Below are 19,933 nucleotides of genomic sequence, written 5' to 3'. Positions count from 1 at the left end.
GATACGCAGAGCATTCAGTCGGGGCCCAACCAGGCAAGGCCCCGAAACCTCCAGGTATGCGCCTGGAGGTCAACGCCGTTTCAACCTTCCACACTTGTCGTTAATTAAACCGCGCATCACGATCTGACGTCATGTCATACAGTTGATATTTACGACCCAGCATCTGTCCGCCATCACGCGTTAACGGCACCCAGTTCACCTGTGCACGGCCACGCGTTGGCGTCACGGTAAACAGGTCCATTGGAATCGAAATATAGAAGCCTTTGGTGAAGTCGCCTTCGCCATAGGCTTCGGCGGACACGTTGGTTTTGGTGGCGTAGAAGCCAACCATCACGCCGCTGTCGAAGCGCTTCGACACATCGACCGTCACGCCTTTATCTTTCGCCAGATATTCACCGACGCTGGCTTTCACCAACACATCCTGCATAAACCACGGACGCCAGTACGCGGTGAAGTGTCCGGTTGGCGCTTTGTAGTCGGTGAACTGCATCATGTTGTCCCAGTCACGCTGTTTCACGTAGTTGGCATCAACACCAAAGGCCCAGTTGCTGTCGATTGGGCGATACAACACTTCTCCGCCGACACCGCCGTACATGGTTTCGAGATAACCGCCGTACACCTGGCCGTAGAAGCCATTGCCGAGGTAACCCATGTAGTTGGCTTGCAGGTCGTTAACGTAGACATTGTTCTCGACGTAGTCGCGAATATGGGTACGCACGCGCGGCAGGGTGGAGTCAGCCGGTGCGCCGTTGTAGTTAAATTTGTCGTAGTTATTGGCGAGGTTACCAAACAGGCTGCCGCTAACCAGCAGGTGATCGGTCAGTGCGTAATCAACGCTGCCCATCACGCCCAGTTGGTACATGTAGAAGCTTTCCGGCCCACCAACCGACTGATTGAGCACCGGTGCCAGATTGTAGTGAAGGCGATCTTTGCGGATAAAGAAGCCTTGTTCAGTCTCGCCAGGATCGACCGGATTCTCACGCGTCTGCTGCAGCGGCTGCTCATGACCCAGCGGGTAACCGCTCAGCGCATTGTGCAGACTGGCGACATCAGTGCGGGTGGTCACCTGCGGCATATTGAGACGCGACTCGGTGACATCTATGGTATCAATGCCGGCCGGCAGGTTGTTCATGATGATGCGATTGGCACGATCGACGCCCTCACGCGTATCGCGGTATTTCGTCTGTTCGCCAGAGACATACAGCGTACTGCCTTTGGTCTGGATGCGCGGACCGCTTAATCCGGCGTTGTACTTCAGATCGGTCAGCTGGTTGGCTACCACCGTCGGTTGCAACAGATCACCCTGCGGCTGCGGGTTATAAGCCGGTTTGGCACTATCAATGTGCGACTGGCGCAAATCGTTGAAGTTAGTGCGCACGGTCACGCCAAACATAAAGGTGTTGCCACGCTCATAGCTGGCGTTGATATCGGCCCAATCGGTCAGGCGATAAATCGCTCCCACGTTGACCTTGCTGCGCTGTTCCAGACGTCCGGCAAAGTCATCCTGATAGTCATTGCCTTCATATTCCAGCTTCAGACGTAGCGGCTGCCAGGGGGTTTGATACTCCACGCCGCCAAACAGTGCTGCCGGGCCGTGGAACATCTGGGAACCATTGATAGAACCCGCCGAGCCACCGCCGGTACGGCTACAGAAGCTATCGCTGTAGGAGCAGAACGGGTTTTTGATACTGCCGCTGTTACCGAGGTAGCCCCAGCCGATGCCCATGGTGAAATCAAACGGTCCCCAGGCTTTGGTTGCCACCAGATATTCACTGTCAAACAGGCCGGTACCGCCCAAATCACGCGATCCGACTGCCACTTCAGGCAGCCAGTAGCTCTCCTGCCACAGACGCAGCTTCACATCGAAGGCTTTGTCTTTATAACTTTGGTCGCCACTGAAGCCTTCAACTGCGCTATAGCGGCGCGTACGCACGTCAGTGTAACGCACGGTGGTTTCCAGCCATGGGAACAGCTGCAGCGAAGCAGAGTAGTAGCGATATTGATCGTTATCGCGGAAGTTCAGGCTGAATTCGCCCTCTTTCGCCATGCGTGCCGTGGGGGTCTGCATCAAACCCACGCCGCCGAAATCCGATTGTGATGGCCCGATGGGTTCCGGCCAGGTTTCCGCGTGCACCTGGCATGCCGCAGAGACAGAAGCAGCCAACAGGCTGAGAAGTAATTGTTTTTTCATCAGTCTGGAATCCGGTGTGTCAGAACAGAAAGCATGCGCGCATTCAAATCAGCTTTTCCCCACGGCAGGCTCCACGAGGTAAAGCCCAGCCAGATGATGCTGCCGGGTGCCACTTCCACGTGACGTTGATTCCAGTAGGCGACCGGCACCTGCTGCATCTGGCCCGAAGGCGAGATCACCGTGGCGAAACTGCGCTCGGCTCCTGACAGGCGATCGTGGGTATCAAGGTAATCACGCACGGTGCGACCGGGTTGCCAGCTTGCTTTGCCGGGATGTTCCAGCGCGCCGAGAATCAGCACCTGGTCAGGCTGAGGCAGCGTGTAGAGGTCGTAGCTGCCCTGTAGCGTGCGATTGGCTTCTGGACGCAGGCGTACCCAGTCAGGATCGAGTGAAGTGAACTGGCGTCCGGTAACTTGTATCGCGCTGAGCTGGTGGATTACTGCGCCAATGGTCGCTGCCAACGCATCGCCGCTTTCGGCCTGCCAGGTGCGTAAATCAGCTAGCAACTGTTGCTGATGTTGCTGTGCGACCGCCGTTGCGCCACGTTCAGCGATCACCGTACCGGGCCACCAGGTGTGCAGTGCCGGGTTGGTGACCAGCTGCGCCAGATTCTGCGCATGATCGATCTGCAGGCTGTTTTGGTTGTGCAGGTTATGCACCGTTACCTGACTATCTGCCAGTGCATAACCGGCCGTCAGCAGCGCGATGGCCGTTAACAGAGGGGAGAGTATTTTCATGATTTCGCCGGCTTCAGAATAGTGGTTTCAACTGGGAAGGCATCTGCGGCGAGCATTTGATTTGCCTGCAAAACGCTGCCATCACGGTTATCGATCCAGAAGGTGTTTTGCCATTCTGCGCCCAGGCTCTCCATGCGGACTGTCTCGATCCATACGCGACATGGCACGTGTTCGCCTGCCACATTCAGCACTGCGTCATCGCCGCGCTGAAATCGAGATACGGCGGTCGCGGCGCGCACGCGATCTTTCTCGCGCCACTGCACCACGCGGGTCCAGCTGGCGTTGTTTTGCAGATGCAGTGGATCGGCGAGCGGGTCTTGCGCCAGATTGCTGACCTCATCAAGGTTGCTGGCCAGCCCCAGTGTTTTGACGAGCCTGCCATGCTGCATCACCAGCATCGCCTTATCCTGGGTGATCCATTTCTGTTGGCCGTTTTCGTCATAACCGAGCACCACAAAAATGCGTGGCCCTTCATTAATCCGCGCATACAGGCTGGCGTAAGGGAGACTGGCAACCTGCTCATCGGTGACGGTGACATCATCCGGACCTTTCACGGCCAGCATCACGGTTTGTTCCAGGCCTTTTTGTGTTTGTGTGCAGGCCTGCAGCAGCAGGCAGAAAAGTAGCAAGGAGAGTCGGTGCACTGTGTATATCCCTGTCAAAAATAAAACCAGGCAAAAAATAACCACACGGCTGTGTGGTTATGTTTAAAGGTGCTACATCAACGCGTGGTGCTCGTTGTGGTGGTCGTTGTTGTGCCGGTATTTGCGCCGTCACCACCGCCAGCAGCAGCGATGCCGAGACCGACTAACGCGCCCAGTGCGCCGATACCCACAGCGGTCGTGGCACCGGTCGAGATTGCTCCCGCCTGCGCGCCCGCTGCAGCACCAGCTTCTTCCGGTGCGGCAATCGCAGCGGAAGAAACGGCAACGTAAAGTAAGGCTGCACCGGCAACCATCAGTTTTTTCATAACAACGTTTCCTGCATTTTTAGAAACAAATGAATGAAGGATGTACCCTAATTTCGGGCGCGTTCAGTATAGGGCAACAAATTACCAGAGTTCATCGCCAGTAAAAGAGGGTGAAAAACAGGGCTTATTCTGGTGATAAATACGGCGAATTGGCGATAGCTGCTTTTTTTAAATGAAGATTTTTCAGGTGACGGGATATTTGAGTGGTTGTGGCTGACACGGCAGCATTTTTCACTTTTGCATTAAAAAATGGTACGGAATAGGATTAATCAGATTTTCCTGAGTGTGCTTTAATTTTAATGATAGATTAATCAAATAGATGCTTATTTTGGGTGGGCGAATTAGATCCATTTTTTGATGAGTGCCATGCTATTCATTTTAAACAAACTCCGATTTTCCTTAGCGCATTTTAAGAATTATCTAACCGTAACGGGAACGCTAAATAACAAAATTGCGAGGTTTATCGCATGTTTGATAGAAATAAGGCGGCAATTAAGCCGCCTTATTCGTATCGGCAGGAAAATTAACGCCAGGATTTATAGCGGTTAATTAAGCCATTAGTGGAACTGTCGTGGCTGCTGATCTGCGATTCATTTTCCAGCTCTGGCAGAATACGGTTTGCCAGCTGTTTACCCAATTCAACACCCCATTGGTCAAAGGTGAAGATGTTGAGAATCGCGCCCTGGGTAAAGATCTTGTGTTCGTACAGCGCAATCAGTGCACCCAGGCTGAACGGGGTGATTTCACGTAGCAGGATGGAGTTGGTTGGGCGGTTACCTTCGAACACCTTGAACGGCACGATGTGAGCAACAGACTCAACGGATTTACCGGCATCGGTAAACTCTTTCTCGACCACCTCACGAGATTTACCAAACGCCAGCGCTTCGGTCTGCGCGAAGAAGTTCGACAGCAGTTTCGGATGGTGATCGGTCAGTGCGTTGTGGGTCTGCGCCGGGGCGATAAAGTCGCAAGGGATCAGTTTAGTGCCCTGATGAATCAGCTGATAAAACGCATGCTGGCCGTTGGTGCCTGGCTCGCCCCAGATAATTGGGCCGGTCTGGTAATCCACCGGGTTGCCTTCGCGATCCACGTATTTACCGTTGGACTCCATGTTGCCCTGCTGGAAGTACGCTGCGAAACGGTGCATGTACTGGTCGTAAGGCAGGATGGCTTCGGTTTCGGCACCAAAGAAGTTGTTGTACCAGATACCGATCAGTGCCAGCAGCACCGGCAGGTTTTGCTCGGCTGGCGTGTTGGCGAAGTGGTTGTCCATCGCATGTGCGCCGCTCAGCAGCTGTTCGAAATTCTCGAAGCCCACTGACAGGATGATCGACAAACCAATCGCTGACCACAGTGAATAGCGACCGCCGACCCAGTCCCAGAACTCAAACATATTGTCGGTATCGATACCGAACTCGCCCACCGCTTTACCGTTGGTCGACAGCGCAGCAAAGTGTTTGGCGACATGCTGCTGGTCGCCCGCGGTTTTCAGGAACCAGTCGCGCGCGCTGTGGGCGTTGGTCATGGTCTCCTGCGTGGTGAAGGTTTTAGACGCCACGAGGAACAGGGTGGTTTCCGGGCTGAGATCTTTCAGCGTTTCGGCAATGTGTGTGCCATCAACGTTAGAAACAAAGTGCATGTTCAGGTGATTTTTATACGGGCGCAGCGCCTCAGTCACCATGAATGGACCGAGATCCGAACCGCCGATACCGATGTTCACCACGTCGGTGATCGCTTTGCCGGTATAACCTTTCCACTCGCCGCTGATGATGCGCTCAGAGAAGCCTTTCATCTTCGCCAGCACCGCATTCACTTCTGGCATCACATCTTTGCCATCCACGATGATTGGCGTGTTGCTGCGATTACGCAAAGCAACGTGCAGCACGGCACGCTCTTCGGTGCGGTTAATCTTCTCGCCAGAGAACATGGATTTGATGGCGCCCGCCAGATCGGTCTCTTTTGCCAGCGCCTGTAACTTATCGAGGGTTTCCTGGGTGATGCGGTTTTTTGAGAAATCCACCAGCATCTGGTCATCGAAGGTGGCAGAGAATTTCGCAAAACGGTCGGCATCATCTTTAAACAGGTCGGCGATCTGCACCGATTTCATCTGGTCAAAATGCTGCTGCAGCGCTTTCCAGGCTGCGGTTTGTTTCGGATTGATATTTTTCATGGCAACACTCTTGTTGAAATAAGAACCGTCATTCCAGCCGGGCGCGTCCTGCTGGCCCAGCGTGCTAAGCATTTCTTGTGGCTGATACGCTACCGCGAACGGGTTTCAGTATGACCACAGTTGCAAACGAAGGGAAAAAATTTGTGACCGTGGCCGCAAGGTTTCAGGTTAATCCGGCGGTGATTGTCGATGTTCTGGCAAAAAAATTCCCTGTGCCGCATCAGCAAAAAGCCGCGTTTTTGCGCGCCGTTGACTACTTTAGGCGGGTGTGGCTGCCAGCGTTTGTTCTGCGATGCGCTGGCGTAATTCTAAAAAAGAATTTTCAACGTGTTGCAAGGCTGGACAGCAGCAAAATTAATCAGTATTTTGTGCCCGCGACTTGCACCTTTGGGTGCAAGCCAGAAGAGGCGCGTCGCCCAGGCAGTGTGTTTGAGGATCCGTATCCAACGACAACACATCATGGGGTGCGACGCCGAGATGGAACAACACGCGGAGTGTTGTCCTGTCGGCTGCAGGGGCTGAATCCTCTGGGTTGTCACCAGAAGCGTCCGCAGTCGGACGTTTCGCAAGGTGAAGTGCTTTTGGTGACTCATCTCCTGATCTTGTCTGTCCAATTCTGCTCTTCTCTTGTGCCAAGGCTGAAATCACCTCTTCCGTTTAACCACGGGAGAAAGCTAATCTGACACGAGGTTCGTAACATGTCTCAAAACCTGATCGTGGCAAAATTTGGCGGCACCAGCGTTGCCGATTTTGATGCCATGAACCGCAGTGCGGATGTTGTGCTCTCTGATGCCAATACCCGTTTAGTGGTGCTCTCTGCGTCTGCTGGCGTGACTAATCTGCTGGTTTCTCTGGCTGAAGGCCGGGAACTGGAGCAGCGCGCACACCTGCTGGACGAAATTCGCAACATTCAATACGCCATCATTGATCGCCTGCAATCCCCTGAAGTGATTCGCCAGGAGATTGATCGCATGCTGGAAAACATCCTGATGCTGGCGGAAGCGACTGCGCTGGCGACCTCACATGCGCTGACCGATGAGTTGGTAAGCCACGGTGAGCTGATGTCGACCCTGCTGTTCGTGGAAGTGCTGCGTGAGCGTCAGGTCAATGCCGAATGGTTTGATGTGCGTAAAGTGATGCGCACCAGCGACCGTTTTGGTCGTGCTGAGCCTGATGTTGCCACGCTGAAAGAGCTGTCCACCGCGCAACTGGCTCCACGTGTTGCAGAAGCACTGGTCGTTACTCAGGGCTTTATTGGTAGCGAAGGCAAAGGGCGCACCACCACGCTGGGACGTGGCGGCAGCGACTATACCGCAGCACTGTTGGGAGAAGCTCTGCAGGCATCGCGTGTGGATATCTGGACCGACGTGGCCGGTATCTACACCACCGATCCACGCGTGGTGCCCACCGCGAAACGCATCGAAGAAATTACCTTCGAAGAAGCGGCTGAAATGGCAATCTTCGGCGCGAAAGTGCTGCATCCGGCGACCTTGCTGCCAGCTGTGCGCAGTGACATTCCGGTGTTCGTGGGTTCGAGCAAAGATCCGGCTGCCGGTGGCACGCGCGTGTGCAATGAAACCCAGAATCCACCGCTGTTCCGTGCGCTGGCACTGCGTCGTAAGCAAACCCTGATGACGCTGCACAGCCTGAACATGCTGCACGCGCACGGCTTCCTGGCTGAAGTGTTCGCGATTCTGGCTCGCCATAACATCTCCGTCGATCTGGTCACCACGTCAGAAGTGAGCGTGGCGCTGACGCTGGATACCACCGGTTCTTCGACCACCGGTGAAAGCTTGTTGACGCAAGCACTGCTGACCGAACTCTCTTCACTGTGCCGCGTGGAAGTGGAAGAGAACCTGGCGCTGGTGGCGATTATCGGCAACAACCTGTCGAAAGCCTGCGGCGTTGGCAAAGAGGTGTTTGGTGCCCTTGAGCCGTTTAACCTGCGCATGATCTGTTACGGAGCCAGCAGCTATAACCTGTGCTTCCTGGTACCAACGCCAGACGCAGAAGAAGTGGTGCGCGCGCTGCATAAGAATCTTTTTGGTTCTTAAGGCAAATTTTTAGCGCAATCCATCAAGCCGGACCTGGTCCGGCTTTTTTATTTTATAAATTTCGTTAAACAATAAATTAAGCCAAACGGCAGCCCGCTTTCCGCACCAGTGATTTCTTGATAACCCCATGATTCATAGCTATTTACTTCGTTTTCTCTACTGGAATTGTCTTCATATCCCACTACGCTGCTAATCAGCGGTTACGTTTTAATCGCTCTTATCGATTGTCCCAATGAGAAAACATTCAATTTTTGAGGGAATGGCTATGCAAAGATTGGTTGCTGAAGGGGTAGGCACGTTTGTTCTGGTGTTAGGCGGGTGTGGCAGCGCGGTATTAGCTGCCACCTTCCCACAAGTGGGGATTGGTTTTGCGGGCGTGGCGCTGGCATTTGGTTTAACGGTGCTGGTGATGGCCTTCGCTGTAGGGCACATTTCCGGTGGCCATTTTAATCCGGCCGTCACCATAGGGTTGACGGTGGGAGGGCGTTTCCCGGCCGCTCAGGTGATCCCTTACATCATCGTGCAGTTAATCGGCGCCGCAGCCGCAGGCGGCGTGTTGTATCTGATTGCCAGCGGTAAACCCGGCTTTGATGCCGCTGCCAGCGGGTTCGCTTCGAATGGCTATGGTGAGCATTCACCGGGCGGATTTAGCCTGCATGCCGGGATGATCTGTGAAACGGTGATGACGGCAATCTTCCTGGTGGTGATCATGGGCGCGACCGATAAACGCGCACCGGCCGGTTTCGCACCGATTGCCATTGGGCTGGCGCTAACGCTGATCCACCTGGTGAGCATTCCGGTGACCAATACCTCCGTCAATCCAGCACGCAGCACCGGCGTGGCGATCTTCCAGGGCGGTTGGGCATTGCAGCAACTCTGGATGTTCTGGCTGATGCCGATTATTGGTGCGGCAATCGGTGGTGTGATCTACCGTGTTTTACTGGAAAAAGCAGAGTAATTTCTCTACAAAGCGCGGATCGACCGCAGACGATCCGCATTTTATCCTGCCAGCGACTTCCCGCCTTACGTCACGATAATGAAATGTTATGATCCCGCGTCCGTCGCTGTGGTCGTTCCCCGCGCGGCACTTCATCTGTGGCATATGAAATAAATTAAAAAATATCTAAGGAAGTCTCTCCATGCTCGCCAAGTTAACCCGCCTGTTCCCGCTCTGGGCCGTGCTGCTCTCGGTCGCGGCGTATTACTCGCCCTCGACATTCCTCGGCATTGGGCCGTGGGTCACTTACCTGCTAATGCTGATCATGTTCGGCATGGGTGTGACGCTGAATATTGATGATTTCAAACGTGTGCTGACACGTCCGGCACCGGTTATCGCCGGCACCTTTTTGCACTATCTGGTGATGCCACTCGCCGCCTGGGGCCTGGCTAAGCTATTCCACATGCCGCCGGACCTTTCAGCCGGGATGATCCTGGTGGGCAGCGTGGCCAGCGGTACTGCGTCCAACGTGATGATCTATCTGGCGAAGGGCGATGTGGCCCTGTCCGTGACCATCTCTTCAGTGTCTGCGCTGGTGGGTGTTTTCGCCACGCCGCTACTGACGCGCTTCTATGTCGATACTCACATTCAGGTCGATGTGATCGGCATGCTGCTCAGCATTATTAAAATCGTGGTTATCCCGATTGGTCTGGGTCTGATCATCCACCACTCAATGAACAGCGTGGTGCGCCGTGTCGAGCCCTATCTGCCGGCATTTTCCATGGTCTGCATTCTGCTGATTATCAGCGCAGTGGTAGCGGGTTCTCAGGGCTTTATCGGTTCTGTCGGCCTGGTGGTGATTGCGGCGGTGATCCTGCATAACGCCATCGGCCTGCTGGGCGGTTACTGGGGCGGCAAGCTGTTTGGCTTTGACGAATCCACCTGCCGCACGCTGGCACTGGAAGTGGGTATGCAGAACTCCGGTCTGGCGGCAACGCTGGGCAAACTCTACTTCTCGCCACTGGCCGCTTTGCCGGGTGCGCTGTTCTCGGTGTGGCACAACCTGTCAGGTTCGCTGCTGGCCGGTTACTGGTCGGGCAAACCGATTGAGAAGAAGCAGAAGTAATCCTGCGAGCGGGCGGCCAAAGTGCCGCCCGCTGTCTATTTACTTACGCGCTACCGAAGCAGGGAATGCGAGGAAAGGGAACAGCAGATAGGGCGCGATGAGCAAGAGAATAAAAACACCTCGCGAATAACCCGCATCATTAATCCTTCGGCTGCCACAAGACAGCAACGGCAGAATAAACAGCAGCAGCGGCACGAAAGCAATTTCGCCACTCTTCATGGCAAACAGCTGCAGGTAGAGGCAAAACCAAACCACCTGAAACACGAGGAACACCACGTAGCCTGCACGTCTTTCCAGCCCACAAAAGTTAAATGTCTTGAGAAAGCCATCTTTGATAATCGTAAAAAATCGGGTTATCAGCATCTTCCCTTCCTATGGCTACAGTTTCAGATAAGCGCGAATCCCATCCAGGAACATCTGCGTTGCCAGCATAATCAAAATCAAGCCCATTAACCGTTCCAGCGCGTTAACGCCTTTGTCACCCAACAGGCGTAAAAACAGTCCTGACATCAGCAGAATGACCACGGTAACGCCCCAGGCAATCAGCAATGCGCCAACCAAATGTGGCATCTGATTAGGATATTGATGTGACAGCAGCATCAGCGTGGCTAACAGTGACGGACCTGCGACCAGCGGAATCGCCAGCGGCACCAGAAACGGTTCTTCACCTGCAGGTAATCCGCTGGTACTGGTTTCGCCAGAGGGAAAAATCATGCGGATGGCGATGAGGAACAGGATGATGCCGCCGGAGATCGAGACGGTTTCGGTGCGCAAATTCAGGAACGCCAGAATACGTTCGCCGGTAAACAGGAACAGCAGCATGATGATCAGTGCGATCAGCATTTCACGTATCAGCACCGCACGCCGGCGCTTGGGTTCGAGATGCTTGAGCACCGACATAAAAATCGGCAGGTTGCCTAGCGGATCCATAATCAACAGCAGCAATATGGTCGCAGATATCATTTCAGTCATAGGTAAAAGCCATCCCTTGTTCCCTTCATTCTTCAACTGAGGTGCGTTGGCGGCGATGGGCTTCCGGAGCGCTGACTCGCGTAGCCGATCGAGATACTCCGAATTTCCGCCTGCCCGTACCTCGATTCATTGAGGGGAATATTAGTTGTACTGCTGAAAAAGTTGGCGCAATCGAATTAATTCACTTGCCAGAAAGCCTGCATTTTGTAGAGTTGGAGGTCGCAGGTAAACCTGATTATTACGCAGATCAACTGGATATTCCGCTTGGTCTTTTCCTCGCACCACGAAGGGCACAGTGAAAACGCCCCGGACGGACAGAAAATGAAGAATGTAGGCTTTATTGGTTGGCGTGGCATGGTCGGCTCTGTGCTGATGTCACGCATGAGTGAAGAACGCGATTTTGATGTGATCAATCCGGTCTTCTTCTCCACGTCTCAGCTTGGTCAGGCAGCACCGACATTCGGCGGCAAGTCGACCGGTGCGCTGCAGGATGCTTTTGATATCGAGGCGCTGAAGGCGCTGGATATTATTATCACCTGCCAGGGCGGTGACTACACCAGTGAAGTTTACCCTAAGCTGCGTGAAAGCGGCTGGCAGGGTTACTGGATTGATGCGGCGTCGACGCTGCGCATGAAAGATGACGCCATCATCATTCTCGATCCGGTTAACCACAATGTGATTCGTCAGGGCCTCGACAACGGTATCAAAACTTTCGTCGGCGGTAACTGCACCGTCAGCCTGATGCTGATGTCACTCGGCGGCCTGTTCGCTAACGATCTGGTGGAGTGGGCCTCTGTCGCTACTTATCAGGCGGCGTCGGGCGGCGGTGCGCGCCATATGCGTGAACTGCTGACCCAGATGGGCATGTTGCACGACCACGTGGCGAAATCCCTGCAGGATCCGGCTTCGGCGATTCTGGATATCGAACGCAGCGTCACCGATTTCACCCGTTCAGGCACTTTGCCGACCGACAACTTCGGCGTACCGCTGGCGGGCAGCCTGATTCCATGGATCGATAAGCAGCTGGATAATGGCCAGAGCCGCGAAGAGTGGAAAGGCCAGGCAGAAACCAACAAGATTCTGCGCACCAGCAGCGTGATCCCAGTGGATGGTCTGTGTGTGCGCGTCGGTGCACTGCGCTGCCATAGCCAGGCATTCACCCTGAAGCTGAAAAAAGATATCCCGCTGAATGAAATCGAGCAGCTGCTGGCTTCTCATAACGAATGGGTGAAAGTGGTGCCAAATGACCGCGAAATCACCATGCGTGAACTGACGCCAGCGGCCGTCACCGGCACGTTGACCACGCCGGTTGGTCGTCTGCGCAAACTGAACATGGGGCCGGAATACCTTTCCGCCTTTACCGTGGGCGATCAGCTGCTGTGGGGCGCGGCTGAACCGCTGCGCCGCATGTTGCGTTTGCTGATCGACTAAGCGCAGCGACAAACCAGACAGGCCGGGATTTCCCGGCCTTTTTTATGCCAACCAGGTTGCAAAACTTAACCCAAATTGCGCCTGACAAGTGATCCGCTTCCCCTTTTTGCTTGCCCGACAAGATTTTTTTGCTTTCCCCCCTGGCTTCTGCCAGCCCCAAGCTATGATTTAACAGTGATGTGCCGGTTGTTAACTGTTTTTGCTTTCCGAACTGAATGGTTGTTGTACACGGCAAAGATCTTCTCCCATGGACGGTGTCCTCTCTTGCTGGTGTACGTATGGCTCAATGAAAAGCAGCGCACCAGAGGCGGCATTGTTGTCCACTCCGGTCGCCTGCGCAAAATCATAGGAAGAAAGTCATGTCAGAGCTTCCCGATCGCCAGGCGATCAATGCCCTTTTTGCCGGGAATTATGCCGATCCCTTCTCTTTTTTGGGGATGCACCAAACTGTCGAAGGCCTTGAAGTGCGCGCGCTGCTGCCCGATGCCTCCGAAGTCTGGGTGATTGAAACCAACACCGGACGCAAATGCGCGCAGCTTAAATGTCTCGATTCACGCGGCTTCTTCTGCGGTGTGATCCCACGCCGTAAAAACCTGTTTCGCTATCAGTTGGCGGTCACCTGGCACGGCCAGCAAAACCTGATCGATGATGCCTTTCGTTTTGGCCCACTGCTTGCAGAAATGGATGCCTGGCTGCTGGCAGAAGGTACACATCTGCGCCCGTATGAAACGTTGGGGGCGCACAACGCGACCATTGACGGCGTCAGCGGCACCCGTTTCTCGGTGTGGGCACCGAACGCACGTCGCGTCTCCGTAGTGGGCGAATTCAATTTCTGGGACGGTCGTCGTCATCCGATGCGCTTCCGCCGTGAGCTGGGTATCTGGGAGCTGTTTGTGCCGGGCGCGGTGAATGGCCAGCTGTACAAATATGAAATTATTGATGCGTCAGGGCAGATGCGCATCAAAGCCGACCCGTTTGCCTTTGAAGCACAGATGCGCCCGCAAACCGCCTCGATGATCTGCGGCCTGCCGCCGAAAGTGGAGATGCAGCCGCAGCGCAAAGCCGCCAATGCTTTTGATCAGCCGATCTCGATTTACGAAGTGCATCTGGGATCCTGGCGCCGCCACACCGACAACAACTTCTGGCTGAGCTACAAAGAGCTGGCCGAACAGCTGGTGCCTTACGTCAAAGAGATGGGCTTCACCCACATTGAACTGCTGCCGATCAACGAACATCCGTTTGATGGCAGCTGGGGCTATCAGCCTCTTGGCATGTATGCACCCACACGCCGCTTTGGTACCCGCGATGAGTTCCGCCACTTTATCGCCGCAGCGCACGATGCCGGTCTCAACGTGTTACTCGATTGGGTGCCGGGCCATTTTCCCAGTGACGATTTCGGATTGGCGAAATTTGATGGCACCGAACTGTATGAGCACAGCGATCCGCGTGAAGGCTACCATCAGGACTGGAACACACTGATCTACAACTTTGGTCGCCGCGAAGTCAGTAACTATCTCTCCGGCAACGCGCTGTATTGGATGGAGCGCTTTGGCATTGATGGCCTGCGTGTGGATGCCGTGGCATCGATGATCTACCGCGATTACAGCCGCAAAGAGGGCGAATGGATCCCTAACCACTTTGGCGGGCGTGAAAATCTTGAAGCGATTTCCTTCCTGCGCCACACCAACCGCACACTGGGCCGTGCGGCACCGGGCACCATCAGCGTGGCAGAAGAGTCCACCGACTATCCGGGTGTGACACGCCCTTCTGAAGATGGCGGCCTCGGCTTCTGGTTCAAATGGAACCTCGGCTGGATGCACGACACGCTCGACTACATGAAGCTCGATCCAGTGCACCGTCGTTATCATCACAACCTGATGACCTTCGGCATGCTGTACAACTACACCGAAAACTTTGTGTTGCCGCTGTCGCATGACGAAGTGGTGCATGGCAAGCGCTCGATCCTCGATCGCATGCCCGGTGATGCCTGGCAAAAATTTGCCAACCTGCGTGCCTATTACGGCTGGATGTGGGGCTTCCCTGGTAAAAAGCTGCAGTTTATGGGCAACGAGTTTGCTCAAGGCCGCGAGTGGAATCACGATTCGAGCCTCGACTGGCATCTGCTGGAGGGCGAAGACAACTGGCACAACGGCGTACAGCGTCTGGTGCGCGATCTCAACCACAGCTATAAACACTTCACGCCATTACATCAACTGGATTTCGATGCGCAGGGCTTTGAATGGCTGGTGGTCGACGATCATGAAAACTCGGTATTTGTGTTTGCACGTCGCGATCGTGACGGCAATGAAATCATTGTTGCCAGTAACTTCACGCCGGTGGCGCGCCACGGCTACCGCTTTGGCGTCAATCAACAAGGCGGCTGGCGTGAGGTACTGAACACCGACCAACAGGATTATCACGGCAGTGATGTGCGCAATCATGGGGTGGTGCATACCGACGTGATTGAGAGCCACGGTCGGCCGCAATCGCTTAGCCTGGTCTTGCCGCCGCTGGCCACGATTTGGCTGGTGCGGGAGGGCGACTGATGCTGGAGACCGGGCAGCCGATGCCGTTGGGCGCCCATTATGATGGGCGCGGCGTAAACTTCACGCTGTTTTCCCGCCATGCCGAGCAAGTGGAGCTGTGCCTGTTTGACGCGCACGGCGTTGAACGGCGCTTTGCGCTGCCCGCGCGCAGTGGGGATATCTGGCACGGCTATTTTCCGGCATTAAAGCCCGGCCAGCGTTACGGCTATCGCGTGCACGGACCATGGGCACCGCAACAAGGACATCGTTTCAACCCGGCAAAATTACTTGTCGATCCCTGCGCGAAAGCGGTGGTGGGGGATATTCCCGACGATCCGCGTTTTAGCGGAGGTGAGCAGCAGCCGGATGAGCAGGATAACGCCGCCATTGCGCCCAAATCACTGGTGATCGCTGAAGATTTTGACTGGGATGATGAGAAACCACTGCGTACGCCGTGGGGCAAGACGGTGGTGTATGAGGCACACGTGCGCGGCTTAACCCGGCAACATCCGGAAATTCCGGAAAGGCTGCGCGGGACTTATGCGGCACTGGGCCATCCTGCTATGGTGAAGTACTTGCGCCATCTCGGTATTACCGCGCTGGAACTGCTGCCGATAGCGCACTTCGCCAGCGAGCCGCGTCTGCTACGACTCGGGCTGAGTAATTACTGGGGTTACAACCCGTTCGCGCTGTGGGCGGTGGATCCCCGCTACGCGTCCGGCGAGCAGGGTTTAACGCCCTTGCAGGAGTTTCAGCAGGCGGTGAAAGCGCTGCATGCGGCGGGTATCGAAGTGATCCTTGATGTGGTGTTCAACCACACTGCCGAGCTGGAAGAGATTGGCCCCAACATTTCACTGCGCGGCGTGGATAACGCCAGCTATTACTGGCTCGACGCGCAGGGTGAATATCAAAACTGGACCGGCTGCGGCAACACGCTCAATCTCAGCGATCCGCAGGTGATGGAATGGGCATTAGAAGCGCTGCGCTATTGGGTGCGGGACTGCCATATCGATGGCTTCCGTTTTGACCTCGCCAGCGTGCTGGGCCGTACGCCGGACTATCGGCAGGATGCGCCGCTGTTCATCGCCATTAAAGCCTGTCCGGTGCTGTCACAGGTCAAATTGATTGCTGAACCGTGGGATATCGGCCCCGGCGGCTATCAGGTGGGCAATTTTCCCGAAGGATTCGCGGAATGGAATGACCATTTCCGCGATGCCGCGCGCCGTTACTGGCTGCACGGCCAGCTCAATAATGGCGAATTTGCCCGGCGGTTTGCCGCCTCCAGCGATGTGTTCCAGCGAGAGGGACGCTTGCCGCACGCCAGTATCAATCTGATCACCGCGCATGACGGTTTTACGCTGCGCGACGTGGTGAGCTTCAACAATAAACACAATCAGGCCAATGGCGAAGACAATCGTGACGGCAGTAGCAGCAACTTCAGCCACAACCATGGCAAAGAGGGGCTACAGGTCAATTTCGATATTGTCGAACGTCGTCGGCGTAGCGTGCATGCTCTGCTGACCACGCTGCTGTTGGCGCAAGGTACACCGATGCTGCTGGCCGGGGACGAACGCGGTCACAGCCAGCACGGTAACAATAACGCGTACTGTCAGGACAACCCACTCACCTGGTTGCACTGGCATCAGGATGATTTTGGACTGGTCGACTTCACTGCCGCGTTAATCCGGCTGCGTCAGCGCATTCCTGCACTGACAGCGGATCGCTGGTGGCAGGAGGGCGATGGCAATGTGCAGTGGTTCAATGCCAGCGGCAAACCACTGGGAAATGAGGAGTGGGAACAGGGGGCGCACAGAATGCAGATCCTGCTCTCCAGCCGCTGGTTAATAACAATCAACGCCACGGAATCGGTGAGTGACCTTGCCTTACCAGACGGAGAGTGGCGTGCCATTCCTCCTTTCGCCGGGGAAGATAACCCCATCCTGACAACTGTCTGGCACGGGCCCGCACACGGCGTGTGTGTGTTCCTAAAGCAATCATAAGGAGTCAGACATGGTTAAGTTAGATAGAACAGATCCACTGATGCTGGCGCGCCAGCTCCCTACACAAACGGTGGCGTTGATCCTTGCTGGCGGGCGCGGTACGCGTCTGAAAGATCTCACCGCGAAACGCGCCAAACCTGCCGTTCATTTCGGCGGCAAGTTCCGCATCATCGACTTTGCGCTGTCGAATTGTATCAATTCGGGTATTCGGCGCATCGGCGTGATCACGCAATATCAGTCGCATACGTTAACGCAGCACATCCAGCGTGGCTGGTCGTTATTCAACGAAGAGATGAATGAATTTGTCGATTTGCTGCCGGCGCAGCAGCGTGCATCCACCGAGCATTGGTATCGCGGTACCGCCGATGCAGTTTCGCAGAACCTCGACATCATTCGCCGCTATCGAGCGCAATACATCGTGATTCTCGCCGGGGATCATATTTACAAAATGGATTACTCGCGGATGTTGCTCGATCACGCTGAACGTGGCGCGAAGTGCACCATCGCCTGCTTACCGGTGCCGCTCGCCGAAGCCACGGCGTTTGGTGTAATGGCGGTGGATGCGGACAACAACGTGGTGGATTTTGTGGAAAAACCGCCGAAGCCACCGTCAATGCCGGGCGATGACACCAAAGCGTTAGCCAGTATGGGGATCTACGTGTTCAACGCTGATTACCTCTACCAGCTATTGGAAGAGGATTTGCTAATCCCTGAATCGAGCCACGATTTCGGCAAGGATTTGCTGCCAAAAATTGTCGCCAGCGGTGAAGCCTACGCGCACTCCTTTACGTTGTCGTGCGTACAGAACGATGAAAACGCCGAGCCTTACTGGCGTGACGTCGGAACCCTGGAAGCTTACTGGCGCGCTAATCTCGATCTGGCTTCGGTCACGCCGGAACTGGATATGTACGACCACGACTGGCCAATCCGTACGCATATGGAACCCTTGCCGCCCGCCAAATTTGTGCAGGATCGCTCGGGCAGCCACGGCATGACGATGAATTCACTGGTTTCCGGCGGCTGCATTATCTCCGGTTCCGTGGTGGTGAATTCGGTGTTGTTCCCACGCGTGCGCATTAACTCGTTTTGCAATATCGACTCATCGGTGCTGTTACCGGATGTGGTGATCAATCGTTCCTGTCGTCTGCGCCGTTGCGTGATTGATCGCGCCTGCGTGATTCCGGAAGGCATGGTGATTGGTGAAAACCCTGATGAAGACAGCCGCCGTTTTTACCGTTCAGAAGAAGGCATCGTTTTGGTGACGCGCGCCATGCTGGCCAAATTGGCTGGCTGACCACGAACGCAACGAGCAAGCACACAGGCAATCGCCGCGGGGAACGCGCGCGATAACACAATAGGGGTCCAGGATGCAGGTTTTACATGTCTGTTCAGAACTTTTCCCGCTGCTGAAAACCGGCGGGTTAGCTGATGTCGTCGGCGCATTGCCTCAGGCTCAGATTGCGGGTGGTACGGATGCACGGGTATTGCTTCCCGCTTATCCGGATCTGCGTAAAGGGATTCCTGACACCGAGATCGTTGCGGAATTGCATACTTTTGCTGGCCCGGTCCGTTTATTATTTGGACAATTCAATGGAGTTGGCATTTATTTAATTGATGCGCCGGGATTGTATGAGCGTCCCGGCAGCCCTTATCACGACACATCGCAGTTTGCCTACGTGGATAACTATCTGCGTTTTGCGCTGCTGGGCTGGATGGGCGCCGAACTGGCCAGCGGGTTGGATACCTACTGGCAACCCGATGTGGTGCACGCGCATGACTGGCACGCAGGGTTAACCTGCGCTTACATCGCGGCCCGGGGTCACCCGGCAAAAACGGTGTTTACCGTGCACAATCTGGCTTATCAGGGGTTGTTCAATGCGCGCCATCTGGATGAGATCCAGATCCCGCGCAGTTTCTTCACCATGCATGGCCTGGAGTTCTACGGACAAATTTCGTACCTCAAGGCGGGATTATTTTATGCCGATCATATTACGGCAGTCAGCCCGACGTATGCTCTGGAAATCACCCGGCCAGAATTCGGTTATGGCATGGAAGCGCTGCTGGAGCAGCGGCTCAAAGAGGGCCGGCTGAGTGGCATCCTGAATGGCGTTGACCCAGGTATTTGGGACCCGGCGCACGACCTGCTGCTGACGGCGCGTTACGATCGGGAAACGCTGGAGAGCAAAGCGGAGAACAAGCGCCAATTGCAGATCGCCATGGGCCTGAAGGTGGATGACAAAGTCCCCGTATTTTGTGTCATCAGCCGTTTGACCAAACAGAAAGGGTTGGATCTGGTGCTGGAAGCGTTACCGGGGCTATTGGCGCAAGGCGGCCAGCTGGTGCTGTTGGGCCAGGGCGATGCAGAGTTACAACAAGGTTTCCTCGCTGCGGCGGCGGAACATCCAGGCAGCGTCGGCGTGCAGATCGGTTATCACGAAGCCTTCTCGCACCGTATTGTGGGTGGCGCCGATGTGATTATGGTGCCGAGCCGTTTTGAACCGTGCGGCTTAACTCAGTTGTACGGTTTGAAATACGGCACGTTGCCGCTAGTGCGCCGCACCGGCGGGCTGGCAGATACCGTGCAGGACAGTTCGCTGGAGAACCTCGCTGACGGGGTCGCAAGCGGTTTCAGTTTTGAAGACAGTAACGCCTGGTCGCTGCTGCGGGCGATTCGACGTGCTTTTGTCCTCTGGTCCCGTCCTTCTCTCTGGCGCTACGTTCAGCGGCAGGCGATGGGGATGGATTTTAGTTGGCAGGTGGCCGCACAAGCCTACCGCGATCTTTATCAACGTTTGCTGTAATCAGAGATTGGGATACTGG

Annotated in this window: 15 protein-coding genes and 1 riboswitch; of the genes, 8 read left to right on the top strand and 7 right to left on the bottom strand. The window is 55.2% G+C overall.

Annotated elements, in window-relative coordinates; genetic code table 11:
- Positions 1–100 precede the first annotated feature (100 nt).
- From F3J37_RS14175 to pgi, 5 genes are all read right to left on the bottom strand, one after another.
- Entirely contained in the window at positions 101–2,191 is a 2,091-nt protein-coding gene (locus F3J37_RS14175; RefSeq protein ID WP_058960031.1) for a YjbH domain-containing protein, read from the bottom strand.
- Positions 2,191–2,928 carry a capsule biosynthesis GfcC family protein gene (locus tag F3J37_RS14170; protein ID WP_166933968.1) on the bottom strand — a complete coding sequence of 246 codons (738 nt, stop codon included), beginning with the start codon at positions 2,926–2,928 and terminating at the stop codon, positions 2,191–2,193. Before F3J37_RS14170 ends, F3J37_RS14175 begins: the two co-directional genes overlap by 1 nt.
- A complete protein-coding gene (locus F3J37_RS14165; protein WP_166933966.1) occupies positions 2,925–3,572 on the bottom strand; it encodes a YjbF family lipoprotein in 648 nt (215 codons plus the stop codon). The genes F3J37_RS14170 and F3J37_RS14165 overlap by 4 nt, the downstream gene beginning before the upstream one ends.
- Positions 3,573–3,649: 77 nt before the next feature.
- The gene (gene yjbE / locus F3J37_RS14160) at positions 3,650–3,898 is read right to left on the bottom strand and encodes an exopolysaccharide production protein YjbE (RefSeq protein ID WP_034827112.1); all 249 of its coding nucleotides are present in this window, start codon (positions 3,896–3,898) and stop codon (positions 3,650–3,652) included.
- A gap of 523 nt (positions 3,899–4,421) precedes the next feature.
- Positions 4,422–6,068 (bottom strand): glucose-6-phosphate isomerase, encoded by a 1,647-nt coding sequence (gene pgi / locus F3J37_RS14155; RefSeq protein ID WP_160834053.1) that lies wholly within the window; start codon positions 6,066–6,068, stop codon positions 4,422–4,424.
- Between the two features lie 394 nt (positions 6,069–6,462).
- Positions 6,463–6,657: riboswitch (Lysine riboswitch) on the top strand.
- Positions 6,658–6,766: 109 nt separating this feature from the next.
- Here pgi and lysC point away from each other — a divergent pair.
- The 3 genes from lysC to panS all read left to right on the top strand — a co-directional run bounded on the left by lysC (position 6,767) and on the right by panS (position 10,185).
- A complete protein-coding gene (lysC, locus tag F3J37_RS14145) occupies positions 6,767–8,122 on the top strand; it encodes a lysine-sensitive aspartokinase 3 (protein WP_034827106.1) in 1,356 nt (451 codons plus the stop codon).
- Between the two features lie 265 nt (positions 8,123–8,387).
- On the top strand, positions 8,388–9,080 hold the full coding sequence (aqpZ, locus tag F3J37_RS14140) for an aquaporin Z (protein WP_166933964.1): 693 nt from the start codon (positions 8,388–8,390) through the stop codon (positions 9,078–9,080).
- Positions 9,081–9,261: 181 nt separating this feature from the next.
- Positions 9,262–10,185 carry a ketopantoate/pantoate/pantothenate transporter PanS gene (gene panS, locus F3J37_RS14135; protein WP_034827093.1) on the top strand — a complete coding sequence of 308 codons (924 nt, stop codon included), beginning with the start codon at positions 9,262–9,264 and terminating at the stop codon, positions 10,183–10,185.
- A gap of 39 nt (positions 10,186–10,224) precedes the next feature.
- Here the strand turns inward: panS and F3J37_RS14130 are convergent, their stop codons facing one another.
- Together F3J37_RS14130 and F3J37_RS14125 are read right to left on the bottom strand one after the other, a co-directional pair.
- Positions 10,225–10,548 carry a DUF805 domain-containing protein gene (locus F3J37_RS14130; RefSeq protein WP_166933962.1) on the bottom strand — a complete coding sequence of 108 codons (324 nt, stop codon included), beginning with the start codon at positions 10,546–10,548 and terminating at the stop codon, positions 10,225–10,227.
- Positions 10,549–10,563: 15 nt separating this feature from the next.
- Positions 10,564–11,157, bottom strand: coding sequence for a YhgN family NAAT transporter (locus F3J37_RS14125; protein WP_166933960.1), 594 nt, complete (start codon positions 11,155–11,157; stop codon positions 10,564–10,566).
- Positions 11,158–11,478: 321 nt separating this feature from the next.
- Between F3J37_RS14125 and asd the strand changes: the two genes are divergently transcribed.
- The 5 genes from asd to glgA all read left to right on the top strand — a co-directional run bounded on the left by asd (position 11,479) and on the right by glgA (position 19,914).
- The gene (gene asd / locus F3J37_RS14120; protein WP_097118913.1) at positions 11,479–12,588 is read left to right on the top strand and encodes an aspartate-semialdehyde dehydrogenase; all 1,110 of its coding nucleotides are present in this window, start codon (positions 11,479–11,481) and stop codon (positions 12,586–12,588) included.
- A 359-nt stretch (positions 12,589–12,947) separates the two neighbouring features.
- The gene (gene glgB, locus F3J37_RS14115; RefSeq protein ID WP_166933958.1) at positions 12,948–15,134 is read left to right on the top strand and encodes a 1,4-alpha-glucan branching enzyme; all 2,187 of its coding nucleotides are present in this window, start codon (positions 12,948–12,950) and stop codon (positions 15,132–15,134) included.
- Complete coding sequence (glgX, locus tag F3J37_RS14110; RefSeq protein ID WP_166933957.1) at positions 15,134–17,113, top strand: glycogen debranching protein GlgX; 1,980 nt, start codon at positions 15,134–15,136, stop codon at positions 17,111–17,113. Before glgB ends, glgX begins: the two co-directional genes overlap by 1 nt.
- Before the next feature lie 10 nt (positions 17,114–17,123).
- Complete coding sequence (gene glgC, locus F3J37_RS14105) at positions 17,124–18,407, top strand: glucose-1-phosphate adenylyltransferase (RefSeq protein ID WP_034827087.1); 1,284 nt, start codon at positions 17,124–17,126, stop codon at positions 18,405–18,407.
- Between the two features lie 73 nt (positions 18,408–18,480).
- Complete coding sequence (gene glgA, locus F3J37_RS14100) at positions 18,481–19,914, top strand: glycogen synthase GlgA (protein ID WP_160868394.1); 1,434 nt, start codon at positions 18,481–18,483, stop codon at positions 19,912–19,914.
- Positions 19,915–19,933 lie beyond the last annotated feature (19 nt).

Origin of the sequence: Candidatus Pantoea communis (assembly GCF_011752685.1) — a bacterium.
Classification (GTDB): Bacteria; Pseudomonadota; Gammaproteobacteria; order Enterobacterales; family Enterobacteriaceae; genus Pantoea; species Pantoea communis.
The sequence above is the reverse complement of the archived record's forward strand: the minus strand, read 5'-3'. Positions and strand labels throughout refer to the sequence as shown.